Annotated in this window: 29 protein-coding genes; 13 read left to right on the forward strand and 16 right to left on the reverse strand. The window is 70.3% G+C overall.

What is annotated here, in order from left to right:
• Together CNO20_RS17905 and CNO20_RS17910 are read right to left on the reverse strand one after the other, a co-directional pair.
• Positions 1-203 (reverse strand): selenium-binding protein SBP56-related protein (locus tag CNO20_RS17905; protein WP_233204244.1); only part of this gene is annotated, 203 nt, incomplete at its 3' end.
• Between the two features lie 338 nt (positions 204-541).
• Positions 542-1,495 carry a transcription initiation factor IIB gene (locus CNO20_RS17910; protein WP_101297568.1) on the reverse strand — a complete coding sequence of 318 codons (954 nt, stop codon included), beginning with the start codon at positions 1,493-1,495 and terminating at the stop codon, positions 542-544.
• A 158-nt stretch (positions 1,496-1,653) separates the two neighbouring features.
• Here CNO20_RS17910 and CNO20_RS17915 point away from each other — a divergent pair, with 158 nt between their 5' ends.
• The 3 genes from CNO20_RS17915 (at position 1,654) to CNO20_RS17925 (ending at position 3,875) form a co-directional block, all read left to right on the forward strand.
• Entirely contained in the window at positions 1,654-2,721 is a 1,068-nt protein-coding gene (locus CNO20_RS17915) for a lamin tail domain-containing protein (RefSeq protein ID WP_233204245.1), read from the forward strand.
• A gap of 117 nt (positions 2,722-2,838) precedes the next feature.
• The gene (locus tag CNO20_RS17920; RefSeq protein WP_101297571.1) at positions 2,839-3,252 is read left to right on the forward strand and encodes a DUF7961 family protein; all 414 of its coding nucleotides are present in this window, start codon (positions 2,839-2,841) and stop codon (positions 3,250-3,252) included.
• Positions 3,252-3,875: an METTL5 family protein gene (locus CNO20_RS17925; protein WP_101297573.1), complete on the forward strand. Its 624-nt coding sequence runs from the start codon at positions 3,252-3,254 to the stop codon at positions 3,873-3,875. Before CNO20_RS17920 ends, CNO20_RS17925 begins: the two co-directional genes overlap by 1 nt.
• 70 nt (positions 3,876-3,945) lie before the next feature.
• Here CNO20_RS17925 and CNO20_RS17930 read toward each other — a convergent pair whose 3' ends face one another.
• From CNO20_RS17930 to CNO20_RS17940, 3 genes are all read right to left on the reverse strand, one after another.
• Positions 3,946-5,634, reverse strand: coding sequence for a rhomboid family intramembrane serine protease (locus CNO20_RS17930; protein ID WP_101297575.1), 1,689 nt, complete (start codon positions 5,632-5,634; stop codon positions 3,946-3,948).
• 152 nt (positions 5,635-5,786) lie between these two features.
• Entirely contained in the window at positions 5,787-6,065 is a 279-nt protein-coding gene (locus CNO20_RS17935) for a UPF0058 family protein (protein WP_101297577.1), read from the reverse strand.
• A gap of 80 nt (positions 6,066-6,145) precedes the next feature.
• Positions 6,146-6,355 (reverse strand): ribbon-helix-helix domain-containing protein, encoded by a 210-nt coding sequence (locus tag CNO20_RS17940; protein ID WP_101297579.1) that lies wholly within the window; start codon positions 6,353-6,355, stop codon positions 6,146-6,148.
• Between the two features lie 201 nt (positions 6,356-6,556).
• On the opposite strand from CNO20_RS17940, the gene CNO20_RS17945 reads away from it, so the two are divergent.
• The 5 genes from CNO20_RS17945 (at position 6,557) to CNO20_RS17965 (ending at position 11,938) form a co-directional block, all read left to right on the forward strand.
• A complete protein-coding gene (locus CNO20_RS17945; RefSeq protein WP_101297581.1) occupies positions 6,557-7,150 on the forward strand; it encodes a sulfite oxidase-like oxidoreductase in 594 nt (197 codons plus the stop codon).
• A 32-nt stretch (positions 7,151-7,182) separates the two neighbouring features.
• Positions 7,183-8,595 carry an isochorismate synthase gene (locus tag CNO20_RS17950; RefSeq protein WP_101297583.1) on the forward strand — a complete coding sequence of 471 codons (1,413 nt, stop codon included), beginning with the start codon at positions 7,183-7,185 and terminating at the stop codon, positions 8,593-8,595.
• Between the two features lie 88 nt (positions 8,596-8,683).
• Entirely contained in the window at positions 8,684-10,432 is a 1,749-nt protein-coding gene (gene menD / locus CNO20_RS17955) for a 2-succinyl-5-enolpyruvyl-6-hydroxy-3-cyclohexene-1-carboxylic-acid synthase (RefSeq protein ID WP_101297584.1), read from the forward strand.
• Positions 10,433-10,630: 198 nt separating this feature from the next.
• Positions 10,631-10,966: a hypothetical protein gene (locus CNO20_RS17960; protein WP_101297586.1), complete on the forward strand. Its 336-nt coding sequence runs from the start codon at positions 10,631-10,633 to the stop codon at positions 10,964-10,966.
• Between the two features lie 60 nt (positions 10,967-11,026).
• Entirely contained in the window at positions 11,027-11,938 is a 912-nt protein-coding gene (locus tag CNO20_RS17965; RefSeq protein WP_101297588.1) for a 1,4-dihydroxy-2-naphthoyl-CoA synthase, read from the forward strand.
• Between the two features lie 124 nt (positions 11,939-12,062).
• On the opposite strand, the gene CNO20_RS17970 is transcribed toward CNO20_RS17965, so the two are convergent.
• Genes CNO20_RS17970 through CNO20_RS17980 form a run of 3 tightly spaced genes read right to left on the reverse strand, consistent with a single transcriptional unit; the run spans position 12,063 to position 14,041 of the window.
• Complete coding sequence (locus CNO20_RS17970) at positions 12,063-12,467, reverse strand: PIN domain-containing protein (protein WP_101297589.1); 405 nt, start codon at positions 12,465-12,467, stop codon at positions 12,063-12,065.
• Entirely contained in the window at positions 12,445-12,747 is a 303-nt protein-coding gene (locus tag CNO20_RS17975) for an AbrB/MazE/SpoVT family DNA-binding domain-containing protein (RefSeq protein ID WP_233204246.1), read from the reverse strand. Before CNO20_RS17975 ends, CNO20_RS17970 begins: the two co-directional genes overlap by 23 nt.
• A 25-nt stretch (positions 12,748-12,772) precedes the next feature.
• The gene (locus CNO20_RS17980; RefSeq protein ID WP_101297592.1) at positions 12,773-14,041 is read right to left on the reverse strand and encodes an MFS transporter; all 1,269 of its coding nucleotides are present in this window, start codon (positions 14,039-14,041) and stop codon (positions 12,773-12,775) included.
• A 178-nt stretch (positions 14,042-14,219) separates the two neighbouring features.
• Here CNO20_RS17980 and CNO20_RS17985 point away from each other — a divergent pair, with 178 nt between their 5' ends.
• Both CNO20_RS17985 and CNO20_RS17990 read left to right on the forward strand, forming a co-directional pair.
• Complete coding sequence (locus CNO20_RS17985) at positions 14,220-15,155, forward strand: 1,4-dihydroxy-2-naphthoate polyprenyltransferase (protein ID WP_101297594.1); 936 nt, start codon at positions 14,220-14,222, stop codon at positions 15,153-15,155.
• Position 15,156: 1 nt separating this feature from the next.
• Positions 15,157-16,350: a mandelate racemase/muconate lactonizing enzyme family protein gene (locus CNO20_RS17990; RefSeq protein WP_101297595.1), complete on the forward strand. Its 1,194-nt coding sequence runs from the start codon at positions 15,157-15,159 to the stop codon at positions 16,348-16,350.
• A gap of 44 nt (positions 16,351-16,394) precedes the next feature.
• Here the strand turns inward: CNO20_RS17990 and CNO20_RS17995 are convergent, their stop codons facing one another.
• Positions 16,395-16,802, reverse strand: coding sequence for a halocyanin domain-containing protein (locus tag CNO20_RS17995; protein ID WP_101297597.1), 408 nt, complete (start codon positions 16,800-16,802; stop codon positions 16,395-16,397).
• A gap of 108 nt (positions 16,803-16,910) precedes the next feature.
• Here CNO20_RS17995 and CNO20_RS18000 point away from each other — a divergent pair, with 108 nt between their 5' ends.
• Both CNO20_RS18000 and CNO20_RS18005 read left to right on the forward strand, forming a co-directional pair.
• Positions 16,911-18,479, forward strand: coding sequence for a long-chain-fatty-acid--CoA ligase (locus CNO20_RS18000; RefSeq protein ID WP_101297598.1), 1,569 nt, complete (start codon positions 16,911-16,913; stop codon positions 18,477-18,479).
• A gap of 118 nt (positions 18,480-18,597) precedes the next feature.
• Positions 18,598-19,314 (forward strand): ThuA domain-containing protein, encoded by a 717-nt coding sequence (locus tag CNO20_RS18005; protein WP_101297599.1) that lies wholly within the window; start codon positions 18,598-18,600, stop codon positions 19,312-19,314.
• 69 nt (positions 19,315-19,383) lie between these two features.
• Here CNO20_RS18005 and CNO20_RS18010 read toward each other — a convergent pair whose 3' ends face one another.
• The 3 genes from CNO20_RS18010 to CNO20_RS18015 all read right to left on the reverse strand — a co-directional run bounded on the left by CNO20_RS18010 (position 19,384) and on the right by CNO20_RS18015 (position 21,740).
• Positions 19,384-20,340, reverse strand: a complete 957-nt coding sequence (locus tag CNO20_RS18010; protein ID WP_101297600.1) for a nucleoside hydrolase — start codon at positions 20,338-20,340, stop codon at positions 19,384-19,386.
• A gap of 125 nt (positions 20,341-20,465) precedes the next feature.
• Complete coding sequence (locus tag CNO20_RS23490) at positions 20,466-20,627, reverse strand: hypothetical protein (protein ID WP_199174916.1); 162 nt, start codon at positions 20,625-20,627, stop codon at positions 20,466-20,468.
• 222 nt (positions 20,628-20,849) lie between these two features.
• Positions 20,850-21,740 carry a glycoside hydrolase family 18 protein gene (locus CNO20_RS18015; protein ID WP_101297601.1) on the reverse strand — a complete coding sequence of 297 codons (891 nt, stop codon included), beginning with the start codon at positions 21,738-21,740 and terminating at the stop codon, positions 20,850-20,852.
• Between the two features lie 164 nt (positions 21,741-21,904).
• On the opposite strand from CNO20_RS18015, the gene CNO20_RS18020 reads away from it, so the two are divergent.
• Positions 21,905-22,801, forward strand: a complete 897-nt coding sequence (locus tag CNO20_RS18020; protein ID WP_101297602.1) for an ester cyclase — start codon at positions 21,905-21,907, stop codon at positions 22,799-22,801.
• Between the two features lie 64 nt (positions 22,802-22,865).
• Here the strand turns inward: CNO20_RS18020 and pyrI are convergent, their stop codons facing one another.
• From pyrI to CNO20_RS18040, 4 genes are all read right to left on the reverse strand, one after another.
• On the reverse strand, positions 22,866-23,327 hold the full coding sequence (gene pyrI, locus CNO20_RS18025) for an aspartate carbamoyltransferase regulatory subunit (RefSeq protein ID WP_101297603.1): 462 nt from the start codon (positions 23,325-23,327) through the stop codon (positions 22,866-22,868).
• A complete protein-coding gene (gene pyrB / locus CNO20_RS18030; protein ID WP_101297604.1) occupies positions 23,324-24,226 on the reverse strand; it encodes an aspartate carbamoyltransferase in 903 nt (300 codons plus the stop codon). The genes pyrI and pyrB overlap by 4 nt, the downstream gene beginning before the upstream one ends.
• A gap of 133 nt (positions 24,227-24,359) precedes the next feature.
• Positions 24,360-25,616, reverse strand: coding sequence for a Glu/Leu/Phe/Val family dehydrogenase (locus tag CNO20_RS18035; protein ID WP_101297605.1), 1,257 nt, complete (start codon positions 25,614-25,616; stop codon positions 24,360-24,362).
• 68 nt (positions 25,617-25,684) lie between these two features.
• A complete protein-coding gene (locus CNO20_RS18040) occupies positions 25,685-26,533 on the reverse strand; it encodes an HpcH/HpaI aldolase/citrate lyase family protein (protein WP_101297606.1) in 849 nt (282 codons plus the stop codon).
• Between the last annotated feature and the right edge of the window lie 247 nt (positions 26,534-26,780).

The raw sequence follows: 26,780 nt of genomic DNA on the forward strand, positions 1-26,780 counted from the left end.
TCCGAGTCGGGATCGACGTCGACGACCGCCAGGAAGTCCGGCGCGTCCGCGTCCGTTCCTACGTACAGCCCCATCACGTAGGCGACCTTCTCGGGTTCGGACTCCTCTATCGCCGCCTGCGGCGTCGTGTAGCCTACCCCTTCGTGGCGGTGGTCGTGGCGGCCGTGTCGCGCCTCTTCGTGTTGCTTGCTAGCGTCACTCATTTGCCGGCTAGAACGTCGCCGAAGAGCGTCCACTTCTGCGTGCAGGTAAATATTGCCCGTACGTCGTCCAGGTGCCAGAATTCGCTCGATTGGCCTCGAATGGGGGGAATCGGTGAGATTCGCATCTGAGCTGATTTCTGCCGGATAGGGAATCGACAGATCGACAAGGTGGTCGAGAGACAAGTCGGGTGATCGATAGAATGCCTCGCCGATTCGCCAGTCAGCGAATCCGTTCCGACGGGTAGACCCTCACCCGCGGCTCGTCTGCGACGACGGCGGCTGCGCCTTCCGAGCGTCTGCGAAAGACGGAAAAATCGACCGGCGCGCCGGCCCCGTATTCAGCGGAAGCCCATCGCTTCGATCTGTTCTTGATACCTGTTGCGGATGGTGACTTCGGTGACTTGCGCGACGTCGGCGACCTCTCGCTGGGTCTTTTTCTCGTTGCAGAGGAGCGACGCCGCGTAGATCGCCGCGGCCGCGAACCCCGTCGGCGACTTCCCCGACAGCAGCCCCTGTTCTGCCGACACGTCGATGATCTCCGTCGCCTTCGCCTGGACCTCCTCGCTCAGGTCGAGCGCGGAGGCGAAGCGGGGGACGAACTGCTTGGGGTCGACGGGCTTGAGTTCGAGGCCGAGCTCCTGGGAGATGTACCGGTACGTCCGGCCGATCTCCTTCTGCGGCACCCGCGACACTTCGGCGACCTCGTCGAGGCTGCGCGGGATGCCCTCCTGGCGGCAGGCGGCATAGAGGGCGCTCGTGGCGACGCCCTCGATCGAGCGCCCGCGGATCAGATCCTCGTTGAGCGCGCGGCGGTAGATCACGGACGCGACCTCCCGAACCGACCGCGGCACGCCGAGCGCGGAGGCCATGCGGTCGATCTCCGAGAGCGCGAACTGGAGGTTGCGCTCGCCCGCGTCCTTGGTTCGAATGCGCTCCTGCCACTTGCGGAGGCGGTGCATCTGGCTGCGCTTTTCAGAGGAGAGCGACCGCCCGTAGGCGTCCTTGTCCTTCCAGTCGATCGTCGTCGTCAACCCGCGGTCGTGCATCGTCTCGGTGATGGGCGCGCCGACGCGGGACTTGCTCTGCCGTTCGGAGTGGTTGAACGCGCGCCACTCCGGCCCCCTGTCGATGGACCGCTCGTCGATGACCAACCCGCAGTCATCGCACACGAGTTCGCCCTGATCGGCGTCCGTTACGATCTCCGCCGAGCCGCATTCCGGGCATTTTACTGTCTCGTCCGACTCCTGTTCCGTTTCGTGCGCTCGCTGACGCTGACGGGTTGGACGCTCCATTATAAGGTTTGTGGGCAAGAGCGAATTTAAACCTTTGTACCGGTCTGTTCCCGAACACGTCTTCGAGCCCGTACGACGGGGAATCGCCGCCGGGCGGCGATACGGTTATCACAGTCGGGTCCTCCGCCTTTATGAAGTTCACGGACGTATCTGGGCGCGTGACGTCGGTCGCACCTCCGCCGCGCCCATGCGTACTCGCCGCCGTCGCCGCGCTCCTGCTCGCGACCGCGGGCTGTCTCTCGCCGCTCGGATCGCCCGACGCCGGAGCCTCCCCCGGTAGATCGGTGCCGACGGCGACGCCGCACCCGTCGACGGCGCCGACCGCGACCGCGACGGTCGTCGAGGTGGTCGACGGCGACACCGTGAAGGTCAGGTACCCGAACGGGTCGCGCGACACGGTTCGGCTCGTCGGCGTCGACACGCCGGAGGTGCACGTCAGGGACGACCCGACGGAGTACGAGGGGGTCCCGGACACGGAGCGCGGCAGGCGGTGTCTCCGGGGCCACGGCGACCGGGCCAGCGACTACGCGACGGAGCGGCTCGACGGCGAGACGGTCGAACTCGGCTTCGACGAGAACGAGGGCCGGCGGGGTTACTACGGCCGCCTGCTCGCGTACGTCTACGTCGGCGGCGAGCAGTTCAACTACCGACTGGTCAGAGAGGGGTACGCGCGGGCGTACGACAGCGGCTTCGTCGAGCGCGAGCGCTACGAGGCGGCTGAGGCCGACGCCCGAGCCGACGGTCGCGGGCTCTGGTCGTGCGCGACGGCGGGGGGCGGCTCCGACCAGCGGCCCGCGGGCGAGGGGGGACTCGCCATCGAGACGGTTCACGCCGACGCGGAGGGGAACGACAACGAGAATCTCGGCGACGAGTACGTCGTCCTCGCCAACCGCGGCGACCGGACGCTGTCGCTCGACGGGTGGACCGTCGAGGACGAGGCGGGACACCGGTACGCGTTCCCCGCCGGGACGACGCTTCGGCCGGGCGAGTCGCTGACGCTCCGCACGGGGTCCGGGGAGGACGCGCGCACCGACTACTACTGGGGGCGGGAGCGGGCCGTCTGGAACAACGACGGCGACGCGGTGTCGGTCCGCGACGCGGCCGGTGGGCTCGTCGCCCGCCGGACGTACGGCTCGGCGGCGAGTGTCGGGGGAACGGGGGTGGAGCGTGTGACCCCCGAATCGCTGACACACGCTCAATCAGCAAAATTTTTATGGTCGAAATGAAAAGTACGTAGGATTCTGTCTCAAAATTAGATGGTATCGTCCGGTGAGCGACCCGACTATATTACTCTTGAGCATTCACAAAAGCTTTTGTATAACCGGAGAATATGTGGAAGCGCCATGAGCACGTCTCACTCGCCGAACGTCGAACGGGCGGTCGCCGCGTGTCGGCCGACGGACGTCACGCCGGTCAGCATCGCGGGCGACGCGCTCGATTCGCTCGCCCCGTCGTACCTCCGCGATCTGAAGGCGGAACTCGCCGACGAAGGGTACCAGCCCGCGACGCTCGCGGTTTCGGGTTGCTTCGCCGAGGACTGTTCGCTGGCGACGCAGGAGGAGGCCGACCGCCTCCGGCGGCACGTCCGCGCCGCCGCGTTCCTCGGCGCGAGCCGACTCGAACTCGCCGTCGACGAGGTGAGCGACCCGGAGAAAGTCCGTCCCGCGCTCTCCGCGCTCGAAGAGCGCGCCCGCCGCGAGGGCGTCCGGCTCGCGCTCGTCGGCGACGCCGACGTCTCGCTCCGAACCACGGCCTGATGGCGACGAAGCGCGCCCTCGAAGGGCAGCTCGCCGTCGTCGCCGGGTTCGAGAACCCGCGGGCCGCGCTCGAACAGTACCCGACCCCGCCGGAGCTGGCGGCGCACGTCGTCCACGTCGCCGACCTCCAGGGGGACGTCGAGGGGCGGACGGTTGTCGATCTCGGCGCGGGCACCGGGATGCTCGCGCTCGGCGCGGCGCTCCGCGGGCCCGCCCGCGTCGTCGGCCTCGAACTCGACCCCGCGGCGCTGGCGACGGCCAGGGAGAACCAGCGCCGCGTCGGGACGACGACGCCGATCCACTGGGTCGTCGGCGACGCCGCGCGCGCGCCGCTGTGTCCGACCGAGCCGACCACCGTCGTGATGAACCCCCCGTTCGGCGCGCAGAAGGGGCGGGAGGGCGCCGATCGGGCGTTTCTCGCCGCGGCGGCGTCCCTCGCGGACGTCTCCTACTCCGTCCACAACGCCGGCAGCCGCGACTTCGTCGAGGCGTTCGCGGCCGACAACGGCGGCGAGGTGACCCACGCGTTCCGCGCGGCGTTCGCCCTCGACCGGCAGTTCGACTTCCACGAGGCCGACCGCAAGGAGATCGAGACCGAAGTGTTCCGGATCGAGTGGAACTGAGCGAGGCTCGGGCTACCGTTTCGGATTTTCGTAGCAGTCACGCTACCCCCGGTACCGCTCCGTCACCGCACTACCCCCGGTGCCGCTCCTTCGACGCGATCCGCACCTTCGTGTCGGCGGCCGACGCGAACAGCTTCCGCCCCTCTCTCGTGAACGTGAGCCCGTCGATCGCGACCGTCTCGTCCGGGCCGGGGAGCGGCCCGCGGGTCGTCTCGTTGCCCCGGGTCACGGCGAGCGAAAAGCCGCTCCGCTCGGCGACGACCGAGACGTTCCGGCCCATCACGACCGGCTCGGCGGTCGACCGCGGCGAGGCGTACACCGGCTTCGACGCGCCGTCGACGCCGAGCGACACCCGGTACACCGGTTCGGTCCCGACCGGCTTCCACCCCTCCCTCGTGGCCACGACCGTCTCGCGCCACCCGACCCCGCCGAGGTGGATCCTGGCGGATCCCGCGAACGCGAGCCGCGACTTGGAGACGGCCGTCGTCCAGATCTCCCGCTCTTCGCTCCGCACGATGACGCCCGAGGTGTTCACGGACGTCCGCTCGCCGAACGCCTCGGCGTCGATCACCGCGATCATCCCGTCCGAGACGTTCTCGGCGTACGTCACCTCGTAATCCCGGACGGTCACGGATTCGCCGGGCAGGTCGTCGTCGCCGACGGCGAAGAGGAGGTTCACCCCGACGGCGGGCCCCGCGACGGCGGCCGTACACACCAGGAGCAGCGCGACCGCCAGCTCCCGGCTCGTGAGTCCGGCGACGAACCCGCGGAGCGTCTCCGGGTCGGGCGCCGCACCGCCGACGCGCGCGAGCGGTCGCCGATCGGAGGCGGTCGCCGCCGCCGTCACGATTCCGGCGAGCAGCGTCACGAGCACGAGGCCCCAGGCGCGGTAGAGGACGAACACGCCGTTGCCGCGGAACCAGTACACCGCCCACAGCGACTGCGCGACCGCGAAGAGGAGCACGCCCGTCCACAGCCGCAGCGCGGCGGGCGGTTCGTCGCCGCGGCGTCGGGCGAGCCGGAGCGCGATCGCCGCCCCCAGCAGGAGGCCGAGTAGGTGCCCCTGGATCGCGATGTCGGCGAACCACGGCGTCGAAAAGGTGGGTCGGCTGGCGGCCGTCGAGACGGGGTCGGCGAGCGCCCAGTACGCCAACCGGACCGCCTGACCGGCGACGAGCGCGAGCACGGTCGCGAGCGGGAAGTACACGAGGGCGAAGCCGGCGAACGCGAAGACGACGCCGGAGAAGCCGATAACGGGCCCGAGACCGAGCGCGGCGTTGAGCAGGCCGACCGCGACGACGCCGAGCGGGAACAGGACGAACGCCCGGACGTACGGGTTCGTCCGCCACGAACCGAACGACGACGCGCCCCGCTCCCGCGGGAAGTGGCCCCAGGCGTACTCCGCGAGCGGCGCGAGCGTCAGCGTCCCGACGAGGTTGCCGATCAGGTGACCCGGACCGGCGTGGGAGAACGCCGCGGCGAGCACGCCGAGCGGGTAGAAGTAGGACCACGCGGTGAAGGGAAGCGCGACCGGCGCGTTCCAGCGGCTCCACCCACCCTGGAGGAACAGGTACACGGCGAGGACGAACAGGGCGGAGACGACCGTTCCCCACGGGACGCCGGCGACGAACCGGCCGCGGAGCGCGGCGAGCTTCCGCGACCACCGCCGGTCGAGCAGGCGAACGACCGCCAGCGAGGCGGCGAGCGCGAGGACGACCGCCGCGCGTTCGACGGGCACTCCGCCGGGAACCCAACCCATACGTCACCCGATCCGTCGTTCGGCCTTGAATCCGCTGATCCGCCCGCGGACCGGCGCGGCCGCTCGCCGCCCTTCCCGCGTCGGGTCGGAGTGTTCGAACCGGGTATCCGGAACGCCGGCGAGGCGCGCCGACGGCTTCGAAGCGTCCGGTTCTACAGCTTCCGTTCCGCGTCCTCGGCGAGTTCCTCCATCCGCTTGCCGACGCGGCCGGCGCTGGAGAACTCGTCGTCGCTCATCGCGGACGCGAGCGCGTTCCCGAGCACGAACACCGCGTGTTTGTGCTCGCTCTTGGACTTGTGGACGTGGGACGGGTCGACGCCGAGCTGTTCGTAGGGCTCGAAGAGCGCCGGATCGACGTCCTCCCGCGCCCGGAAGTGCTCCATGATCGTGACCATCTGCTCGTGGAGTTCGAGGAGTTCGTCCTTGTGCATGGTCGTGGGTAAGCGCGTTACTGGTTTAAGAATTGTTTCGTCCGCGCTAGCGCGGCAACCGGTGACACAGACCGAACGGGTCAGAAGACGTACTCGTCCTCGTGACCCATCATTCCGTCGTCTTCGAAGCCCGGTTCGTCGTCCATCGGCCCGCTGGTCTTGTACGCTTTCAGGCCCGTCGCGAGCAGGTCCTCGACCGCTTCCTCGCGGTTTACGAACTCGCCCTGGTCGACGAGCTGGGCGATCTGCATCTCCAGATGTTCGGGGATGTTGATCTCGACTTTCGGCATCTGAACGTGCGAGGCTTTGGAGAGGGTGTATTTAAAGTTGGCGGGGCGACGTCCGGCTTAGCCAACCATACTATCCGGGTGATAAAAGATATTTTTCGTCCGCCGGAAGTACGATTTCGAATCCTGTAACTTATTCCGATCGAACCGGTAGGAATCGGCGCAAGTCGGTAACCATAGGTAAACGGCGACCGATGGACGGATATGGCAAAGAACGTCACCGACGTCTACGAGGAGTTCGGCGGCGAGCGTCTCCCCCCGGGCCAGCGCGAGACGAAGCGCTTTCCCGTGCTCTCGAAGAGCGGAACCCCGTCGTGGGACCGCGAGTCGTGGCGCTTCGACGCGTGGGGCGCGGTCGAGAACGAACTGCGGTTCTCCTGGGAGGAGTTCCGCGAGCTCCCCTCGGAGACGCAGATCCAGGACTTCCACTGCGTGACCGGCTGGAGCAAGTTCGACTGCGAGTTCACGGGCGTCCCCTTCCCGGTCCTCGCGGACCGCGCGGGCGTCGACGCGGACGCCGTCCACGTGATGTTCCACGCGATGGACGACTACACGACGAACCTCCCGCTGGACGAGTGTATGCGCGACGAGGTGCTGTTCGCGTACGAGTACGACGGCGAGCCGCTGCCGCCGGAACACGGCGGCCCGCTCCGCGTCGTCACCCCGCACAAGTACGCCTACAAGGGCGCGAAGTGGGTGAACGGCGTCGAGTTCCTCGCGGAACCCGAGCGCGGGTACTGGGAGCTGCGGGGGTACTCGAACACGGCCAACCCGTGGAACGAAGAGCGGTATAGTTAGGGTAAAGAGTCCGGAGTCCCGAGCCGCTCACAATGGAATCGCCGCGCGCGGACCGGTCGACCGTCGGAGGGGTGCTCGTCAGCCGGTCGACCCGGATCCCGACGCCCCCGTTCCGGGCGGTCGTCCGCGAGGCGTCGGCCCCGCGGACGGTGTGGACCGCGCCGGGCGAGTCGACCGTCGTCGGCGGCGGCGCGGCGGCGACGCTCACCGCCGACGGGCCCGACCGGTTCCGGCACGTCCGGGAGGCCGCCGAGTCGCTGTTCGCCGCGGGGGACGTTCACGCCGGCACCGAGGCGGCCTGCCCCCGCCTGTTCGGCGGCTTCGCGTTCCACGACGGGCCGGCCGCGGCCGGCGAGCTCGACGACCGAGCCGACCGCGACGGCCGGAGCGAACCAGACGACCCCGACGAACACCGCCCCTGGGACGGCTTTCCCGGCGCGCGCTTCGTGCTCCCGCGCGTGCAGGTCACGGACACCGCCGGCGGGACCTGGCTCACCGTCAACGCCGTCGGCCCCGACGCGACGGCGAAGGCGGTCGAACGCCGGCTCGACCGGGAGCGCGAGCGCCTGGCCGGCCTTCGGGACCCCGGTCCGATCGCCGACCCGCCGGGGGTCGCAGCCAGGAGCCGGACGACGGACGTGGACGACTGGCGCGCGGGCGTGACGGCCGCCGTCGAGCGCATCCGCTCGGGCGAGCTTCGGAAGGTCGTCCTCGCGCAGGCGCTCCGGTGCGAGCTGGTGTCGGAGCTGTCCGTCGCCGACGCGCTCGCCCGGCTCGGCGAGACGTACCCGGACTGTCACCGCTTTCTCGCGGAACCCGCGGCGCGCGACCCGCGGCCGAGCTTCTTCGGCGCGACCCCCGAGCGGCTCGTGAGCCTGCGCGGGCGGACGGTCGAGACGGGCGCGCTGGCCGGGACGACCGGCCGCGGCGAGACGCCCGCGGAGGACGAGTGGCTCGCCGAGGAACTCCGGACGAGCGAGAAGGACATCCACGAGCACGAACTCGTCGCCGAGGCGATCAGAGAGCAGCTCGCGCCCGTCGCGTCGTCGGTGTCGACCGGCGAGCGGACCGTCCGCCGGCTGGCGACCGTCCAGCACCTCTGGACGCCGATCACGGCCGAGCTCGCCCGGGACGAACACGTCCTGTCGCTGGTCGAGGCGCTGCACCCGACCCCCGCGGTCGGCGGCCTCCCGCCGGAACTCGCGCTGGAGACGATCCGAGAGACCGAGCCGTTCGACCGCGGGTGGTACGCCGCGCCGGTCGGCTGGTTCGACGCCGCGGGCAACGGCACGTTCGCGGTCGCGCTCCGCTCCGCAGTCGCCGCCGGCCGGACCGCGACGCTCTTCGCCGGCGTCGGCGTCGTCGCCGACAGCGATCCGGACCGGGAGTGGGACGAGGTGCAGCTGAAGTACCGGCCGATCCTGGACGAACTGGAGCGGCCGTGAGCGCCCGGGACCCGATCCCCGCCGGGGAGCGCCCCGACCGCGATGCGTCCCGACGGAGTATTGACCCTCGAACCGGAACTCCGCGCCGATGACCGCGCCGAACCGGAACACCCTCTGGGCGCGGGCCTTCGTCGACGAGCTCGCGAAGGCCGGCGTGTCGGCCGTTTGTATCACCCCCGGCAGCCGCTCGACGCCGCTGACCGCCGCGTTCGCCCGCCGCGAGGACGTGCGGGTCTTCTCGCACCTCGACGAGCGGGCGTCGGCGTTCTTCGCGCTCGGCCGCGCCCGGCGGACGGGCGACGTGACGCCGCTGGTCTGCACCTCCGGCACGGCCGCCGCGAACTACCACCCCGCGGTGATCGAGGCGTCGCGGGCGCGGGTGCCGATGCTCCTTCTCACGGCCGACCGCCCGCCGGAGCTGCGCGACAGCGGGGCGAACCAGACGATCGACCAGGAGAAGCTCTACGGGGACGCGGTCCGGTGGTACAAGGACCTCCCGGAGCCTGAGGCGGAGCCCCGGAAGCTCCGGTCGCTGCGGACGGCGGCGGCCCGCGCGCTCGCCGAGGCGACGGGGACGCCCGCCGGTCCGGTTCACCTCAACTTCCCGTTCCGCAAGCCGCTTGAGCCGACCGAGGTGCCGGGGGACGTTCCGGACGACCTCCCCGAACTCGCCGCCGAGGGGCGCGGGGAGGCGTTCGTCCGGACGACCGCGGGCGCGCCGGAGCTGGACGACCGAGACCTCCGGCGGGTTGCGGACGCCCTGTCGGTCGAACGGGGATTGATCGTCGCCGGCCCGGCCGACCCGCCGGGGTTCGACGTCGAGGCGCTCGCGGCGCTCGGCCACGCGACGGGCTTTCCGATCCTCGCCGACCCCCTCTCAGGCCTCCGGTTCGGCGGCCACACCAGGGTCCTGCCGGTTTTCGGCGGCTACGACGCCTACCTCGACCGGTCCGTCGCCGACGAGTGGCCCGACCCGGAGGTCGTCGTCCGGTTCGGCGCGCCGCCCACCTCGAAGCCGCTCCGCAAGTACCTCGCGGCCACCGGCGCGCGGCAGCTGCTCGTCGACCCCGCGGGCGAGCCGCGCGAGGCGGAGTTCGCGGCCACGGACCTCGTCACGGCCGACCCGTCGCGCCTCGCGGCGCGCCTCTCGCGGCTCGTCTCCGGACCCGACGGCGGCGAGTGGCGCGAGCGGTTCGAGCGGGCCGAGCGCGCGCACTGGGAGGCCCTCGACGAGACGGACGAGTTCTTCGAGGGGCGGATCCTGGCGGACGTGGCGGCCCTCGCGCCCGATCCGTCGACCGTGTTCGTCTCGAACAGCATGCCCGTCCGCGACGCGGACCGGTTCGCGCGCCCCGCCGCGAAGGCGCTGACCGTCCTCGGCAACCGCGGCGCGAGCGGCATCGACGGGATCACGAGCGCGGCGCTCGGCGCGGGCAGCGCGACGACCGACCCGCTGACGCTCGTCACCGGCGACCTCGCGTACTACCACGACCTGACGGGGCTGCTCGCGGTCGGCCGCTGCGGCGTCGACGCGACGATCGTCCTCGTCAACAACGACGGCGGCGGCATCTTCCACGCGCTCCCGATCGAGGCGTTCGACCCGCCGTTCACGTCGCAGTTCAAGACGCCCCACGGGCTCGACTTCGAGCCGACCGGCGACCTCTTCGGGCTCGACTACGTCCGCGCGACCGACCGGGACGCCTTCCGCGACGCCTACCGGGCCGCCGTCGAGGCCGACGGGTCGCACGTGATCGAGGTCGCGACCGACGCCGAGTCGAGCCACCGGACGCGCGAGCGGTTGCGGGAGCGCGTCCGCGAGCGGTTGGGAGCCGACTGACGCGGACGATGCGCGGACGCCCGTCGAACCCCGATTGGCTGGCGCCGGTCGCCTATCACCCGTCGCCTCTCGGTCGTTTCGCGGCGCATCCGAAACCGCAACGGAAGCGCATTCGAAACAGCATCGGATCGGGATCCGACGCTCGCGGAGCGGACGTGACCGAGAAAGGATTTATCGGCTGACACTGTAGCGGGGCGCATGTCCTCCCCAATCTGGCACGCCGTCGTCTGGTCGACGATCGCCCTCGTCTTCGCGTACTCCGTCGTCGCCGGGCACCCGCTCGTCGGAGGGTCCTTGGCCGCGGGGATCTACCTGATCGCGTGGCTCCTCGCGGAGCGTGCGCTCACAGGGCGGATCGCAGCCGCATTTAGCGCCAGACGGGCCGCCGTGACCGGCGGACTCGTCGTCGTCGTGGTCGCGTACTCGGCGGTACTCGCGGGGCAGATCCTGCTCGGAGTGATAACCGCCTGCGCGATCTTCGTCACCGCCGTTCTGACGAGTCCGACGGGACCGCTGGTCGACCGGACGGGCTGATCCTGCCGAGTCTACCGCCGGACGGGAATCTTTTTGCGCGCTCCGTCCGGCGTTCCGAGCATGGTTTCGGAGATCATGGACCCCGACCGCTGGGAGGAGGTCACGGGGGAGTTCGAGGACGTCACCTACCACCGGGCGGTGGACGTGCCGGCCGTCCGGATCGCCTTCAACCGCCCCGAGGTTCGGAACGCCTTCCGCCCCGGCACGGTCGACGAGCTGTACGCGGCGCTCGACCACGCCCGCAAGCGGGCGGACGTGGGGTGCGTGCTGCTCACGGGCAACGGCCCGTCGCCGAAGGACGGCGGCTGGGCGTTCTGCGCCGGCGGCGACCAGTCCGTCCGCGGCGGCTCCGGCTACGAGTACCGCGGCGACGACGAGGCGGCGGCCGACGACGATCCCGCCGTCCGCGAGGCGAGGGCCGGCCGCCTCCACATCCTCGAAGTCCAGCGGCTGATCCGCTTCATGCCGAAGCCGGTCGTCGCGGTCGTTCCGGGGTGGGCCGTCGGCGGCGGCCACTCGCTGCACGTCGTCTGCGACCTCACGCTCGCCTCCGAGGAGCACGCGAAGTTCCTCCAGACGGACCCGGACGTGGCCTCCTTCGACGGCGGCTTCGGCTCGGCGTACCTCGCCCGGCAGGTCGGCCAGAAGAAGGCCCGCGAGGTGTTCTTCCGCGGGAAGACGTACTCCGCCGCCGAGGCGGTGGACATGGGGATGGCGAACGAGGCGATCCCCCACGAGGACTTAGAGCGCGTCGCGCTGGAGTGGGCCGACGAGATCATGGACAAGAGCCCGACCGCGATCCGGATGCTGAAGTTCGCGTTCAACATGGCCGACGACGGGATGGTCGGCCAGCAGGTGTTCGCGGGCGAGGCGACGCGCCTCGCGTACATGACCGAGGAGGCGCAGGAGGGCCGCGACGCCTTCCTGGAGAAGCGCGATCCCGACTTCTCGCGGTTCCCCTGGCACTACTGACGTTTTCCGTCTCTCAGGGGCGCTCACGGGGCCTCGTCGATGCCGAACGTTGCACCCCGATTGGCGTCTGTCGCGCCCGCCTGGACGCGAGGTGAAATTCTTCGCGTCGCAATACCCTCGGACGTCACTCGTCTTCTTCGCCGGGTTCGAGCGGGAATCTCTCTACCTCGAAGTCGTCGTACGCCTTGTCCGAGGCGAGGACGGGAAGCCCCCGCGTCTCGGCGACGGCGGCGTGGAACGCGTCGAACGCGGTCGCGCCGTGTTCGTCCTGGTACTCGATCGCTTTGAGCACCAGTTCCTGATCCGAGTCGGGTCGTATCGGAACCATACTCATGAGGGCGACCGCGACGCGGCCCTGATCGAAGTCGTATCGCTCCCCGAGCATGAGAAATTCCAGGTACGCGTACGCCGACGTTTCGAGTTCGAACTCGTCACCGTCGACGGCACGCTCGGCGCGCTCTTTCAGCCAATCTGTATTTTTCGCCAGCGCGAGCAGAACATCCGTCTCAACGTATGTGTTCTTCGGCATCCTCGATCGCCTGCTGCCGCGCTTCGTCGCGTAGTTCGTCGATCGACTTCCCGTCGAACGCGTCCCCGACTTCGTCCCGGATGACGGCCGCCGGGTCGTCGGGGATCGGTATGAGCCGAACGTGATCTTGATACCTCACGACGTGAAACTCCGTTCCGTAGCGGTCTCGGAGTTCGCGCGGGAGGTAGAGCCTGCCTCGGTCGTCCGTGCGTGCCGTCCCCATGGGCTCGCTACGTGCGGGATGGTTTTGTGTCTTTCCCACGGAGAGTCGAATCGTCACGCACCTCCGACGAGACGACGTTCGCTCAGTCGCCGCCGGTCCCCGCCCCCTTCGCTCCGGTCCCGGCGCCGTCGACGCGGCGGACGATGGTCCCGACGAGCGCCACGGCGAGGAGGGCGACCGTCGCGATGACCGCGAACGCCGGGCGGAGGCCGCTCGACTCGATGAGCGCGCCGAAGACCGGCGGGGCGACGGCGTTGCCGATCATGATGCCGACCGTGATCACGGCGAAGTTCTTCCCGACGTCGTCGCGGGCGGAGAGCGCGTCGGCCAGCTTGTCGCGGGCGGGGAGGCTGAGGCTCCCGACGCTCCCGGCGAACACCGCACAGACGGCGGCGGCGAGCGGCGGGACGGCGAACGACGCGAGCGCGAACACGAACGCCGCGACGAGGAGGTAGCTGCCGACGAGGACGGGTCCGGGGCCCACCCGATCGGCGAGGTCCCCGCCGACCAGGATGAGCCCGGCCCCGACGACGAACGCCGAAGACAGCGCGAGGTTCGCCGTTCCCGAGTCGAGCCCGTAGCCCTCCGTGAGGAGCACGACGACGAACGAGGTGACGCCCCACATCACCGTCGAGGCGACGAGCGCGAACAGCCCCAGCCCGAGGATTCCGGGAGCCGACGCGATCGAGTTGATTCCGGCGCGAATCCGGTCGCCGACCGACCGCGGCCCCTCCTCGGCGGACGCGCTCGCGCTCGCGTCCACGTTCGGCCGCCGGATCGAGGGATCGACGCCGCGCAGGAGGGCCGCGACCGCGACCGCCGCGTAGAGAAGGCCGACGCCGCCGATCAGCCCGAACGCGTGCCGCCACGTCAGCGCCGGGTGGGCGGCGATCGCGGTGATGAGCACGGGCGGCGCCGCGAAGCCGAGGTTGCCGGCGAAGCCGTGGACGCTGAACGCCCGCGCGCGGTTGCGCTCGGCGGTCGCGTCGGCGAGGAGGGGGAAGTGGGCGGGGTGGTGGCCGGCGACGCCGAGCCCGACGACGACCTGTCCGACGAGCAGCCACTCGAACGTCGGAGCGAGCGCCAGGATCAGGGCCCCGATCGATCCCAGCGTCAGACAGAGGCCCAGCGTCAGCGTCCGGTCGCGCTCGTCGGCGAGGTAGCCGTACGGGAGCTGACAGGCCGTGTTGACGAACGCCTGCGCGCCCATGGCGACGCCGAGCGCCGCGAGGCTGACCTCGAACTCGCGGGCGAGCGTCGGCAGCACCGGCGGCAGCAGCACGAGGTACATGTGGTTCACGACGTGCGACCCGCTGACGAGACCGACGACGAGAGCGGTCCCGCGGGGCACGCCGGCCGCGGAGCGTCGAAGAGAGCGCACCGACGAAGCGTGACGCACAGCGGGCGGGAGTAGTTACCGGTCCCGGAGAGCCCCGCCGGACGTCGGCGCACGTCCGGGTCGGGGGGTTCGCCGCGCGGTCCGTCGCGAATCCGAACCTTCACCGTCCCGGCGACCCCACACGCCTGTAATGAGCGCGCAGAACGTCTCGCGGACGAAGGCGTGGCTGATGGCCGCCCGCCCGCAGACGCTCCCGGCGGCCGCCGCGCCGGTCCTCGTGGGCGTCGGCCTCGCCCTCGCCGACGGCGTGTTCGCCCCCCTGCCCGCGCTCGCGGCGTTCGTCGGCGCGGCGCTCATCCAGGTCGGGACGAACTTCGCGAACGACTACTACGACGCGATCCAGGGCGCGGACACGGACGAGCGTGAGGGATTCACCCGCGTCACCCAGTCCGGGCTCATTCCGCCCGATGAGGTGAAGCGGGCCATGTACCTCACCTTCGCCGCGGCGATCCTCGTCGGCACCTACCTCGTCTACGTCGGCGGCGTCCCCATCCTCGTCGTCGGCCTCCTGTCCGTCGCCAGCGGCGTCGCCTACACCGGCGGCCCGTACCCCCTCGGCTACCACGGCCTCGGCGACCTCTTCGTCTTCCTCTTCTTCGGCGTGATCGCCGTCACGGGCACGTACTACGTGCAGGCGGCGTCGGTCCTCGCGTCGCCGTTCCCGGTCGGCGTCCCCCCGGGGACCGTCACGCTCGCCGCCGTGATCGCCAGCCTGCCGGTCGCCGCGATCTCGACGGATATCCTGGTCGTGAACAACGTCCGCGACCGCGAGGAGGACGCGAAGACGGGAAAGCGGACGCTCGCGGTCCGCTTCGGGTACGGGTTCAGCCGCGCGCAGTACGTCGGCCTGCTCGCGCTCGCGTACGCCGTCCCGGTCTGGTTCTGGCTCGCCGCGGACCACTCGCCGGCGGTGCTGCTCCCGTGGCTGACGCTCCCCCTCGCGGTCCGCGTCTCCCGAACCGTCCTCGCCGAGACGGGCGGCGCGGCCCTGAACCCGGCGCTCGAACGGACCGGCAAACTGCTCGCGGCGTTCGCGCTGCTCTTCGCCGTCGGGCTGGCGGTGTGAGATGAGCCCGCGCCTGGAGGAGTTCTCGCTCCCGCTGAAGCGACCGCTGGCGACCGCGCGGGGCGAGATCACGGCGCGGCGTGGGTTCCTCGTCGGCGTCGAGTGGGACGACGGAACGCGCGGCGTCGGCGAGGCGACTCCGCTCCCCGGGTGGACGGAGTCGTTCGAGGAGTGCGCCGCGTTCCTCCGCGGGCTGGACGGAGGTGGTGATCCGGGGGGCCGGGGAGACGGCCTGAGGGATCGAGAGGGCGACCTGTCGGACCGAGGAGACGACCCGAAGAATCGGGAAGACGATCCGGGGGACCGAGGAGGCGACACGCGGGATCGAGGAGACGATCCGATGGGTGGCGGAACCGATCGGAGAGAACGGCCCCGCGCCCGCCCCGCCGCGCGCCACGGGATCGGGCTCGCGGACGCGGATCGACGCGCCCGGCGGGAGGGTCGACCGCTCGCGTCGATCCTCGCCGAGGCCAGCGGCGGCGGACCGGCCGCCTCGTCGGTCCCGGCGAACGCGACCGTCGGCGACGGCCCCGTCGGAGAAACCGTCGCGGCGGCCGAGGAGGCCGTGGGCGAGGGGTTCGACTGCCTGAAGGTCAAGGTGGGCGTCCGCGACCTCGACGCCGACCTCGACCGCCTCCGGGCGGTCCGAGACGCGGTCGGCGACGGCGTGACCCTCCGGGCCGACGCCAACGGCGCGTGGGATCGCGACGCGGCCGAGCGCGCGGTCGACGCGCTCGCCGATCTCGATCTCGACTACGTCGAACAGCCGCTGCCCGCCGCCGACCTCGCGGGCCACGCGGCGCTCCGGGGGCGCGGAATCGACGTCGCGCTCGACGAGTCGCTCGCGCGGCACCGCCTCGCCGACGTGCTGGGGGCGGACGCCGCGGACGTCGTCGTCCTCAAACCCATGGCGATCGGCGGGCCGCTCGAAACCGTCCGGGCCGCCCGCGCCGCCGAGCGGCGCGGCGTCGCCCCCGTCGTCACCACGACGATCGACGCCGCCGTCGCCCGCGCGGCGGCCGTCCACGTCGCCGCCGCGATTCCGGACGCGCCGCCGTGCGGGCTGGCGACCGGAGGGATGCTGGCGGAGGACCTGGGCGCAGATCCCGTCCCCGTCGCGGACGGCGAGGTCGCCGTCCCGGCCGGGCCGGGGACCCTCGGAGACGCCTTCGACGACCTCCTGTGGGACGGGTAACCGCCGGGATCGGGATCCGCGGAGTCGGTCGAATCTGGTCGGACCTACCCGTCCTCGACGACCTCGACGGTCCCGCGCATCCCCTGTTGCTGGTGCGGGACGCAGACGTACTCGTAGGTCCCCGGTTCGTCGAACGCGTGCTCGAACGTGTGGCCCTCCTCCACGGCGAGTTCGCTCTCGAACGTCCCGTCCTCGGCGACGACGTTGTGCTGGCCGCCGCGGCCGGTCCACTCCCAGACGACGGTCGTGCCGGCCGACACGCGGATCGAGGGGGGGTCGAACTGGTACCCGTTGCCCGCGCCGACGGCGACGGTGGCTCCGGACCGTCCCGTCGCGTCGACCGGAGTCTGCTCGCTCGGATCGCCGCCCGATCCGCCCGCACAGCCCGCGAGGGCGGCCAGTGCGCTCGCGCCGGCGAGCCGCACCACCGACCGCCTGGTGAGGTTCGTCATGCGCCGACGCTTGGCGGGGCGTCCACAAAAGCGCCTCCAAACGCCGCCGTCGCCGGGCGCGAGTCGGGGATAATTATTAGACAAAGACTCCCCATGTGTCGATTACGCATGACAAACCTGGTCACGAACGTCGCGGACGCGGCATCGGAGTACCCCGGAGAGACGGCGCTCGGCTTCGAGGGTCGATCGGTCTCCTACGCGGAGCTGTGGGATCGGATCGGCGCGTTCGCCTCGGGGCTCGCAGAGCGCGGCGTCGAACCGGGCGACCGGGTCGCGGTGTACCTCCCGAACCTCCCGCAGTTCGTGATCGCCTTCCACGGAACGCTGCGCGCGGGCGGCGTCGTCGTCCCGATGAACCCGCAGTACAAGGCCCGCGAGATCGGCCACCTCCTGGCGGACAGCGGGGCGAAAGCCGTCGTCGCGCTCTCGGACCTCGTCCCGTTCGTCGAGGAGGTGCGCGACGGGACGGACGTCGAGCACGTCGTCGCGGTGGGGGGCGACGCGGACGGGGGGACGCCGTTCGACGCGTTCCTCGGCGAGCCGGCGTTCGAAACGGTCGACCGGCCGGACGACGAGGTCGCGGTCCAGCCGTACACGTCCGGAACGACGGGGAAACCGAAGGGCGTCCTGCTCACCCACGACAACCTGGCGTCGAACGCGGAGATGGCCGCGGCCATCGTTCCCGACGGCATCAGCGCCAGCGACAAGCAGCTCGGCGTGCTGCCGCTGTTTCACATCTACGGGATGACGGTGACGATGAACGCGACGCTGTTCAGCGGCGGCGCGTACTACCCGCTCCCGTCCTGGGACGCCCAGCAGGCGCTCTCTCTCATCGACGACGAGGAGCTGACGCTGATGCACGGCGTGCCCGCGATGTACAACGACGTCATCAACCAGCCGAACGCCGCCGACTTCGACCTCTCGTCGCTCCGGCTGTGCGGCGTCGGCGGCGCTGGCATCCCGGCGGAGGTGCTCCGCCGCTTCGAGGAGCTGTACCCCGTCAAGATCTACGAGGGCTACGGGCTGACGGAGACGGCCCCGGTCACTCACTTCAACACCCCCCAGGAGGGTCGGCGAGTCGGCAGCATCGGCAGGGTCCTCCCCGGAGTGGAGGCGATGGTCGTCGACGAGTCGTTCGAGTCGGTGCCGCCCGTCGAGCGGGGTCCGGTCGACGAGGGCGAGGTCGACCTCGCCGACGTCACGGGAGAACTCGTGATCCACGGTCCGAACGTGATGAAGGGGTACTACAACCTGCCCGACGCGAACGACGAGGCGTTCACCGAGGAGGGCGGCAAGCGCTGGTTCCACACGGGCGACATCGCCTACCACGACGAGGACGGCTTCTACTACGTCGTCGATCGGGCGAAGCACATGATCGTCACCGGGGGGTACAACGTCTACCCGCGCGAGGTCGAGGAGCTCCTCTTCGAGCACGAGGCGGTGGCGGACGCGGCCGTCGTCGGCATCCCCGACGAGCGGCGCGGCGAGACCGTCAAGGCGTACGTCGTCCCCGCGCCGGACGCCGAGGTGTCGGCCGACGAGATCCGCGAGTACTGCCTCTCGAACCTCGCCGAGTACAAACACCCCCGCGAGATCGAGTTCGTCGACGCGCTCCCGCGGACGACGACGGGGAAGGTCCAGAAGTTCGAACTGCGGGAGCGCGAAGAGACCGCCTGAGCGACGCCGGATCCGGGCGTTCGCTTCCGTCGTCGTCGGCCTCTCCTCGCTTCGAACGTCGAGGGCTCCGCCGGCGGCGTGACGGTGCCTACTTGACCGTCCCCGCCGACCACCGGGTATGACCCGCGTCACGGTCTGGAACGAGTACCGACACGAGAAGGACAGCGAGGCGGTCGCCGAGGTGTACCCCGACGGGATCCACGCCGCGATCGCCGACGGGCTGGCGGAGCGCGGCTTCGAGACGCGGACCGCCACGCTCGACGAGCCGGAGCACGGCCTGACCGAGGAGGTGCTCGACGGGACGGACGTGCTGACGTGGTGGGGCCACCGCGCGCACGCCGAGGTGTCCGACGAGGTCGTCGAGCGGGTTCGCGACCGCGTGCTCGACGGGATGGGCCTCCTCGTCCTCCACTCCGGGCACTACTCGAAGATCTTCAAGCGGCTCATGGGGACGACGTGCGGGCTGAAGTGGCGCGAGGCCGGCGAGCGCGAGCGCGTGTGGGTCGTCGAGCCCGGCCACCCGATCGCCGCGGGACTCGACGAGTACTTCGAGGTGCCCGAGGCGGAGATGTACGGCGAGCGCTTCGACGTGCCCGCGCCGGAGACGCTGGTGTTCGCGAGCTGGTTCGAGGGCGGCGAGCTGTTCCGCTCGGGGTGCTGTTACACCCGCGGAAATGGGCGGATCTTCTACTTCCGCCCGGGCCACGAGACGTATCCGATCTACTACCAGGAGGAGATACTGCGGGTGCTCGCAAACGCCGTCGAGTGGGCCGCGCCGACGGACGGCCCGGAGCCGACGCTGGAGAACGTCGATCCGATCGAGAACCTGGACTGACGATCGACGCTTCGACCGACGACCGCGACAGCCCGAGCTGACGACCGTCCGCCCCCTCGAACGGCGACGCTACAGCGGCCGTTCGGGATCCCCTTCTTCGAGCATGCCGGCGAACAGCTCCTCGAACAGGTCGGCGTCGGCCGACTCGATCACTCGCGTCCTGGCCGGGGCGTCGGCGACGTCCGCCGTGTCGACCACGCTGTGGCCGCGGGTGAGCCCCTCGCGCTCGTCTACGTCGGCGTAGTACGTCCCGGCCGCCCCCCGCAGCTCGGGCGCCATCGCCAGCGCGACGGTCAGCGAGTCGGGCTGGGTCGCGCCGTCGACGCCCTGCTCCTCGCGGGTGAACTCGCGGACGGGTTCGGCGATCGTGCGGAAGAAGTCGGCGTAGGCCGTGTCGAACGCGGCGAAGCGGTCGAACGCCTCGGCGCCGAGCACCGACGCGTCGAGGGTCAGCCCCCAGTCGACGAGCGTCACGTCGAGCTCGCGGAGGACGAGCTTCGCGGCGTCGGGGTCGACCCAGAAGTTGAACTCCGCCGCGGGGGTGACGTTCCCCGGCGCGTTGACCGCCCCGCCCATCACCCACACCTCGTCGACGTAGTCGTCCAGATCCGGCTCGCGCTGGAGCGCCATGGCGACGTTCGTCAGGGGGCCGATGCAGACGAGCGACACCTCGCCGGGGTCCTCCCTGACGGTCCGCAGGACGTAGTCGACGGCGTGCTCGTCCGCGGAGGGGATGCCGGTGTCGGGAAAGAGCTCGCCGCCGAGCCCGCCCTCGCCGTGGACGTAGTCCGCGTGCTCGAAGTCCTTGAGGAGGGGGCGTCGCGCGCCCTCGTGGACGGGCACGTCGTCGGCGCCGGCGAGCCGGAGGGCGTACTTCGCGTTCTCGACCTGGTAGTCGAACTCGACGTTGCCGGCGACGACGGTGACGCCGTCCACGTCGAGCCGATCCGAGAGGACGGCCATCAGGATCGCCAGCGCGTCGTCGCCCGCGGTGTCGGTGTCGATGATGACGCGTCGGGGAGGCATGTCTCCCCCTCTTCGTCCGGCGGCGCAATGGACGTTGTGCCCGAGCGGCCGGTCCCCGGTGGGCTGGCCCGACCGGCGGAATCACGCCCCCGTCTCCGCGACGGTCGGCGGACGCCGAACGCGGTTCACCGGCCGCTCATCACGTTCGTCGATCCGCACTCCGGGCACTGGGTCATCCGCCCGAGCGGCGGCGAGACGACGTGGTCCCACTCGTCGCCGCCGGCCGGGGCCGTGAAGCCGCACTTGAGGCATCGGGAGCGGTTCGTGGTGGTGGCGTTCACTGCCATGTGTACTCAAATGGCATGGTGCGAAATAGCATTTTTGTCGATCGTCGGAACGGTCGGCGGCGCGGGCGGCCCCGCGAACTAAGCCGCTGCCGCCCGTTGGCCCGCCATGGCAAAACCCACCCGCCGACAGCGGCGGCTGCTGTACGGGCTCTTCGCCGTCGCGATTCTCGTGACGATACTCGGTATCGGCGTCGTCTGGGCGCTGACGTACGGACCGTTCGGTTAGTCGCGGTCCCCGCCGTGCGTGACGCCCTCGCGGGCGTCGGCTTTCTTCCGACGGATGGCGGCGGCGGCGTTGCTCGCGTCGTAGCCGAAGAACACGTCCTTCGCGTACGCTTCTGCGACCTCCGTCGCGTGGACCAGGTCGTCGACGTCGACGTTCACGGCGTACAGCTCGATCGAAAACGGCGTCCCTCCCTCGGAGTCTTCGGACCGCCGATCGAGCGCCGAACCGCTCGGTTCGGCCCCGCCGAGCGCGCTCTCGAACCCCTTCGCGATGGTTTCGAGCCAGTAGGTCGTCCCGTAGTGGGTGTCGTACAGCGGGACGACGAACTCGTCGACGTGCTCCGCGAGGGCGTCGAGGTCGAGGCCCGCCCGACGGTAGAGGTGGCCCGGGTACGGGTCGGGGTAGAGCGTCAGGTACGTCCGACCCGGGATCCGCGCCGCGGCCTCGGCGACGAAGTCGGTGATGACCGACGCGCGCCACTCGAACCGGTCGTCGTAGCCGCTCTCCTCGAACAGGCGGGTGCACCTGTCGCAGTGGCAGTACTCCTCGCGCGGGAATCCCACGTCGTCGAGCCGCACGTCCTCGTTCTCGGCGACGCAGTCGTCGACGATTTCGAGCAGTCCCGCGCAGTACTTCTCGTTCGTCGGGCAGATGTACGCCCAGTCGAAGTACGTCCGATCGCGGGTGGCGAGTTCGCCGTCCGGGTTCACGGGGACGAGTTCCGGGTTGCCGTTCGCCGCGGCGTTGTCGCCGAAACAGGAAACCATGTTGACGGCGTCCGAAAGCGGCGCGGCGGCCCGCCCGGTCACGTCCTTGACCTCGTAGAACGCCAGGTCGAACTCGGGCCAGTCGACCTCCTTCGCGTTGCGCGTGACGACCCCGTACATGGCGTCCACTTCGGAAGCCGACGGGGTAAGTCGTTCGCTCCGATCGAGGTCGCCCCGTCCGACTCGTTCGCAGGACGAACCGGCCGCCCGGAGCGTCCCGAAGTGTGCTATCTGTCAACATTGATGCCGGAGTGCGACGTACTATCTACACGAGGTGAAGGGAAGTGGCAACGCTAGAGACGAACGCGGATGTGGTACGCCGTCTGCAGGACGAGTGCTACAACGAGGGTAACCTCGACGTGGCCGACGAACTGGTTTCGCCGGACTACGTCGAACACGGGCCGTCCCTGTCGGGGACGGTCCGCGGGATCGACGGATTCAAACACAACGTCACCACCTACCGGACCGCCTTCCCGGACATGGAGATCCGGTTCGAGGAGGTGCTCCAAGACGGTGACTCGGTCGCCTTCCGGTTCACCGGCCGCGGGACCCACGAGGGCGACCTGCTGGGGATGGCACCGACGGGCCGCGAGGTGACGGTCTCCGGGATCGAGATCGACCGGGTCGCCGACGGGAAGGTGACCGAGGCGTGGCTCACCTACAACACCTACGGCATGCTGGAGCAGCTGGGCGTCGTCGAGCCGATCGAATCCGCCGCCGAGCCGATCGAATCAGCGGGCGAGCGCGCCGCCGATCCGAAGGAGGCGGTCGTCCGCCGGTTCTTCGACGAACTCGTGAACGCGGGGGACTTCTCGGCGGTCGACGAGATCCTCGCCCCCGACTACGTCCGCCGCGACGCGGGCGCGGACGATATCCAGCGCGGTCCCGGCGAGTTCGAGGAGATGCTCTCCGGGTTCAGGGCGGCGTTCCCGGACATGCGGGTCGAGATCGACGACATGTACGTCGCCGACGACGCGGTCGTCGTCAAGGCGACGGAGACGGGGACCCACGAGGGCGACTTCATGGGCGCGGAACCCACCGGAAAGCGCGTCGAGGTCGAGGGGCTCGTCGTCCACCGGATCGCAGACGGCCGGATCGTCGAGACGTTCGCGAGCTGGGACTTCCTCGGGATGATGCGGCGGCTCGGGATCGTTTCGATGCCCGGAGAAACCGCGGCGTGAGCGGCGTGACGGGAGGATCGGTCCGGACGACCGCCGGGACGGTCCGGAACCGTCGGAAGGGCGATCAGCTCGCGTCCAGGTGCTCGGCGATCCGCTTTCTGATGATCGTCCCGCAGTAGGTGCAGCGGACGCCGTCGTCGACGACCTCGAACTTCGATTCGACCGGCTCGTTCGCGTTGGTGATGCAGTTGTGGTTCGGACAGGACAGCACCCCGGTCACGAGGTCGGGGCGCTCGACGCGGAGCTTCTCCGCGACCTCGTACTCGCGGATGATGTTGATGGTCGCCTCGGGGGCGATGAGCGACAGGACGTCGACCTCCGACTGGCTGAGCTCGCGCTCTTCGACCTTGACGATGTCCTTGCGGCCGAGCCTGTCGCTCGGGACGTTCACGCCGACGCTGACGCTCTCGCCCGCGCTGCCGTCGATGCCGAGGATGGCGAGCACGTTGAGCGCCTGCCCGCCCGTGACGTGGTCGATGACGGTACCGTTTCGGATCTTGCTGACGCGGAGTTGGTGGTCGCTCATAGGAGTGTGTCGAGCAGGGCCATTCGCACGGGGATGCCGTTGTGTGCCTGTTCGAAGTACCGCGCGTGCGCCGTCTCGTCCACCTCCGGGGCGATCTCGTCGACGCGCGGCAGCGGGTGCATCACGGTCAGCTCGTCCGACGCCGCTTCGAGCGTCTCGGCGTCGATCCGGTACTGGCCCGCGACGGCGCGGTACTCGTTCTCGTCGGGGAATCGCTCGCGCTGGATGCGCGTCACGTAGAGCACGTCGAGCTCCGGCAGGATCTCCTCGAGATCCGTGTGCTCGCGCACCTGCGCGCCCGCCTCGTGGAGGTCGTAGCGGACGCTCCGGGGGAGGCGGAGGCTCTCGGGGCTGACGAAGTGCTGGCGCGCGTCGAAGTTCGTGAGCGCGTGCGCGAGCGAGTGGACCGTCCGGCCGTACTTCAGATCGCCCATGACGCCGATCGTGATGTCGTCGAGGCCGTGGTTCTCGCGGATGGTGAAGAGGTCGAGGAGCGTCTGGGTCGGGTGCTGGCCCGCCCCGTCGCCGGCGTTGACGAGCGGCACGTCGACGAACTCCGCGGCCATCTTCGCCGCCCCCTCGCTCGGGTGGCGGAGCACGATCGCGTCGGCGTAGCCCTCGATGACCCGGACGGTGTCGGCCAGGGTCTCGCCCTTCGTGATCGAGGAGGACTCGACCGTTCCCATGTCGACCGTGTCGCCGCCGAGGCGCTTCATCGCCGTGTCGAAGCTCATCTTCGTGCGGGTGCTCGGTTCGAAAAAACAGAGCGCGAGCACCTCCCCGGCGCGGCGCGTTCGGAACGCCGCGGGGTCGGCGGCGATCTCGGACGCGCGGTCGAGCACCGCCTCGACGTCCTCCCGCGTGAGCTGGTGTGCGGAGATGAGGTGGTCCTGACGCATCTCAGGTGAGTGGGGTTCGTGCAGGCTCTTGAAACGCTCGGGTTCTCGCTCGCTGGAATTGTACACGCTCGTGCAGAAGAACGTGCCGCCGGAGAACGAAGGAGGGCTGGAGACGTCGGTCCGGTCCGCCCGACTACGGCCAGTTGCCGCCCTGCCGGTAGGCTTTGAGCACCCGCTCGATGGCGACGACGTACGCCGCCGTCCGGAAGTTCGGCACGTCCTTCGTCTCGTACGCGGCGACGAGATCGGCGAACGCGTCGACGATCACGCGCTCCAGTTCGTCGTTGACGCGCTCTTCCGACCAGTAGAAGCGCTGGCGGTTCTGCACCCACTCGAAGTACGAGACGGTCACCCCGCCCGCGTTCGCCAGGATGTCCGGGAAGACGGACACGTCCTTCGCCGTCAGCACGTCGTCGGCGTCCGGGGTGAGGGGGCCGTTCGCGGCCTCGACGATCACGTCGGCCCGCACGTCCTCGGCGAGGTCGCCGTCGATCGCGTTCTCCAGCGCGGCCGGGATGAGCAGTTCCACGTCGAGCGTCAGCAGCTCCTCGTTCGACAGCTCCTCCTCGGCGTTCGGGTAGCCGGTGACGCTCCCCGTCTCGTTCTTGTGCTGCTTCACCGCGCGCGCGTCGATGCCCTCGGAGTTGTACACCGCGCCGCTGGAGTCCGAGACCGCGACGACTTTGGCGCCGAGATCCTCGATCAGGGAGGCCGCGACCGATCCCGCGTTGCCGTACCCCTGGACCGCGACCGTCGCGCCGTCGATCTCCTCGCCGAGGTAGTCGAACGCCTCGCGGGCGGTGAGCATCGTCGAGCGCCCCGTCGCCTCGACGCGCCCCGCGCTCCCGCCGCTGTCGGGCGCCTTCCCGGTGATGACGCCGGGCGCGGTCGTGTTCTCCAGGGTCTCGTAGGTGTCCTTGATCCAGTTCATCTCCTGCTGGCCGGTGTTCACGTCGGGTGCCGGGATGTCCTTGTCCACGCCGATGAAGGGCCGGAGCTCCTTCGCGAACGAGCGCGTGATTCGCTCGAGTTCGGCGTCGCTGTAATCGTCCGGATCGAGGGCGATGCCGCCCTTGCCGCCCCCGAACGGGATGTCGACGATGGCCGTCTTGTACGCCATCCACCCGGAGAGCGCCTTGACCTCGTCGCGCGAGACGTTCGGGTGATAGCGGATGCCGCCCTTGTACGGCCCGCGGTCGCCGTTGAACTGCGATCTGTACGCCCGGAACACCTCGATGCGCCCGTCGTCCATCTCGACCGAGAGGTTCGCCTCGAGCACGCGTTCGGGGTGCTTGAGGCGTGCGAGGACGTCGGGCGTCACGTCGAGGTACGCCGCCGCGTCGTCGATCTGCTCCTGCAGACTTTCGAACGGGTTAGCCTCCTCCGCCATGCATGAGCCACCAACCGGACGACGAATAAGCCTGCCGTATTGATACCATACCTAAAAATACATATTCCTTATATTTCGTCCGCCGCGCGGGCCCGCTCGACGATCCGCTCGGCCTGCGCGATCAAGGGCGCGTCGATCATCTCCCCTTCGACCCTGAAGACGCCGCGACCCTCCGATTCGGCTTCGTCGCGCGCGTCGAGCACCTTCCGCGCCCACTCGACGCGTTCGGGGTCGGGTGTGAACGCGTCGTTGATCACGGGGACCTGGGCGGGGTGGATCGCCATCTTGCCGTCGTACCCGAGCGTGACCGCGAACGCGGTTTCGTCCGCCAGGCCCTCCGCGTCCTCGAAGTCGGTGTAGACCGTGTCGACGGCCTCGACGCCGGCCGCGCTCGCGGCGAGGACGACGTGCTCCCGCGCGTACAGCACCTCGGTCCCCTCGCGCGTGCGCGTCGCGCCGACGTCCGCCGCCAGGTCCTCCGCGCCGAACACGAGCGCGTCCGTCGCCTCCGCGGCGGCGGTCTCGCGTGCCGCGAGCACCCCGGCGGCGCTCTCGATCAGCGCGAGGATCGCCGCCTCTCGCCCGCGCGAGGCGAGCGCGGCGTCCACGTCCTCCACGTCCGCAGGCGAAGCCACCTTCGGCACCATCACCGCGTCGAGGCGCGCGTCCTCCGCGAGCACGGCGTCGAGGTCGTCCGCCGCGGTCTGCCCGGGGTTGACCCGCACGCAGACCTCCGCGTCGGGGTCGAACTCGGGGTCGGCGAGCACGCTCCTGACCGCGTCGCGCGCCTCCGCCTTCCGCGCGGGGGCGACCGCGTCCTCCAGGTCGAACACGACGGTGTCGGCGCCGGTGCCGGGCGCTTTGCGCATCAGTTCCGGGCGGTCGCCCGGCGAGAACAGAACGCTTCTGCGAGCCATGGTGAATACGACGCGGGCGAACGTTCATATATCATGGCGGGACCAGACCCGGCGTGACCTGACGCCCGTCGCGGGGCGAGCCGCGGTCGCGTGGCACGCCGTCCCGCGTTAACGTCGCAAACGCCGCCCCGGCGGCCGCCCGTTCCGAAAAGGGAGTCGTCGGAGAGGCCGGGGTCGGCGGCGCGACGCCGCTCGTGCCACCTGTTCGCCGCGTCGCCCGAGCGGTGCGCGCCGTCTCGGAGTCCGC

It is taken from the genome of Halegenticoccus soli (genome assembly GCF_002844195.1).
GTDB lineage: Archaea > Halobacteriota > Halobacteria > Halobacteriales > Haloferacaceae > Halegenticoccus > Halegenticoccus soli.

Coding starts and splice junctions, on each gene's coding strand:
- CNO20_RS17910 (WP_101297568.1), bottom strand. CDS start 1,495: ATGGAGCGTCCAACCCGTCAGCGTCAGCGAGCGCACGAAACGGAACAG.
- CNO20_RS17920 (WP_101297571.1), top strand. CDS start 2,839: ATGAGCACGTCTCACTCGCCGAACGTCGAACGGGCGGTCGCCGCGTGT.
- CNO20_RS17925 (WP_101297573.1), top strand. CDS start 3,252: ATGGCGACGAAGCGCGCCCTCGAAGGGCAGCTCGCCGTCGTCGCCGGG.
- CNO20_RS17930 (WP_101297575.1), bottom strand. CDS start 5,634: ATGGGTTGGGTTCCCGGCGGAGTGCCCGTCGAACGCGCGGCGGTCGTC.
- CNO20_RS17935 (WP_101297577.1), bottom strand. CDS start 6,065: ATGCACAAGGACGAACTCCTCGAACTCCACGAGCAGATGGTCACGATC.
- CNO20_RS17940 (WP_101297579.1), bottom strand. CDS start 6,355: ATGCCGAAAGTCGAGATCAACATCCCCGAACATCTGGAGATGCAGATC.
- CNO20_RS17945 (WP_101297581.1), top strand. CDS start 6,557: ATGGCAAAGAACGTCACCGACGTCTACGAGGAGTTCGGCGGCGAGCGT.
- CNO20_RS17950 (WP_101297583.1), top strand. CDS start 7,183: ATGGAATCGCCGCGCGCGGACCGGTCGACCGTCGGAGGGGTGCTCGTC.
- menD (WP_101297584.1), top strand. CDS start 8,684: ATGACCGCGCCGAACCGGAACACCCTCTGGGCGCGGGCCTTCGTCGAC.
- CNO20_RS17960 (WP_101297586.1), top strand. CDS start 10,631: ATGTCCTCCCCAATCTGGCACGCCGTCGTCTGGTCGACGATCGCCCTC.
- CNO20_RS17965 (WP_101297588.1), top strand. CDS start 11,027: ATGGTTTCGGAGATCATGGACCCCGACCGCTGGGAGGAGGTCACGGGG.
- CNO20_RS17970 (WP_101297589.1), bottom strand. CDS start 12,467: ATGCCGAAGAACACATACGTTGAGACGGATGTTCTGCTCGCGCTGGCG.
- CNO20_RS17985 (WP_101297594.1), top strand. CDS start 14,220: ATGAGCGCGCAGAACGTCTCGCGGACGAAGGCGTGGCTGATGGCCGCC.
- CNO20_RS17990 (WP_101297595.1), top strand. CDS start 15,157: ATGAGCCCGCGCCTGGAGGAGTTCTCGCTCCCGCTGAAGCGACCGCTG.
- CNO20_RS17995 (WP_101297597.1), bottom strand. CDS start 16,802: ATGACGAACCTCACCAGGCGGTCGGTGGTGCGGCTCGCCGGCGCGAGC.
- CNO20_RS18000 (WP_101297598.1), top strand. CDS start 16,911: ATGACAAACCTGGTCACGAACGTCGCGGACGCGGCATCGGAGTACCCC.
- CNO20_RS18005 (WP_101297599.1), top strand. CDS start 18,598: ATGACCCGCGTCACGGTCTGGAACGAGTACCGACACGAGAAGGACAGC.
- CNO20_RS18010 (WP_101297600.1), bottom strand. CDS start 20,340: ATGCCTCCCCGACGCGTCATCATCGACACCGACACCGCGGGCGACGAC.
- CNO20_RS23490 (WP_199174916.1), bottom strand. CDS start 20,627: ATGGCAGTGAACGCCACCACCACGAACCGCTCCCGATGCCTCAAGTGC.
- CNO20_RS18015 (WP_101297601.1), bottom strand. CDS start 21,740: ATGTACGGGGTCGTCACGCGCAACGCGAAGGAGGTCGACTGGCCCGAG.
- pyrI (WP_101297603.1), bottom strand. CDS start 23,327: ATGAGCGACCACCAACTCCGCGTCAGCAAGATCCGAAACGGTACCGTC.
- pyrB (WP_101297604.1), bottom strand. CDS start 24,226: ATGCGTCAGGACCACCTCATCTCCGCACACCAGCTCACGCGGGAGGAC.
- CNO20_RS18035 (WP_101297605.1), bottom strand. CDS start 25,616: ATGGCGGAGGAGGCTAACCCGTTCGAAAGTCTGCAGGAGCAGATCGAC.
- CNO20_RS18040 (WP_101297606.1), bottom strand. CDS start 26,533: ATGGCTCGCAGAAGCGTTCTGTTCTCGCCGGGCGACCGCCCGGAACTG.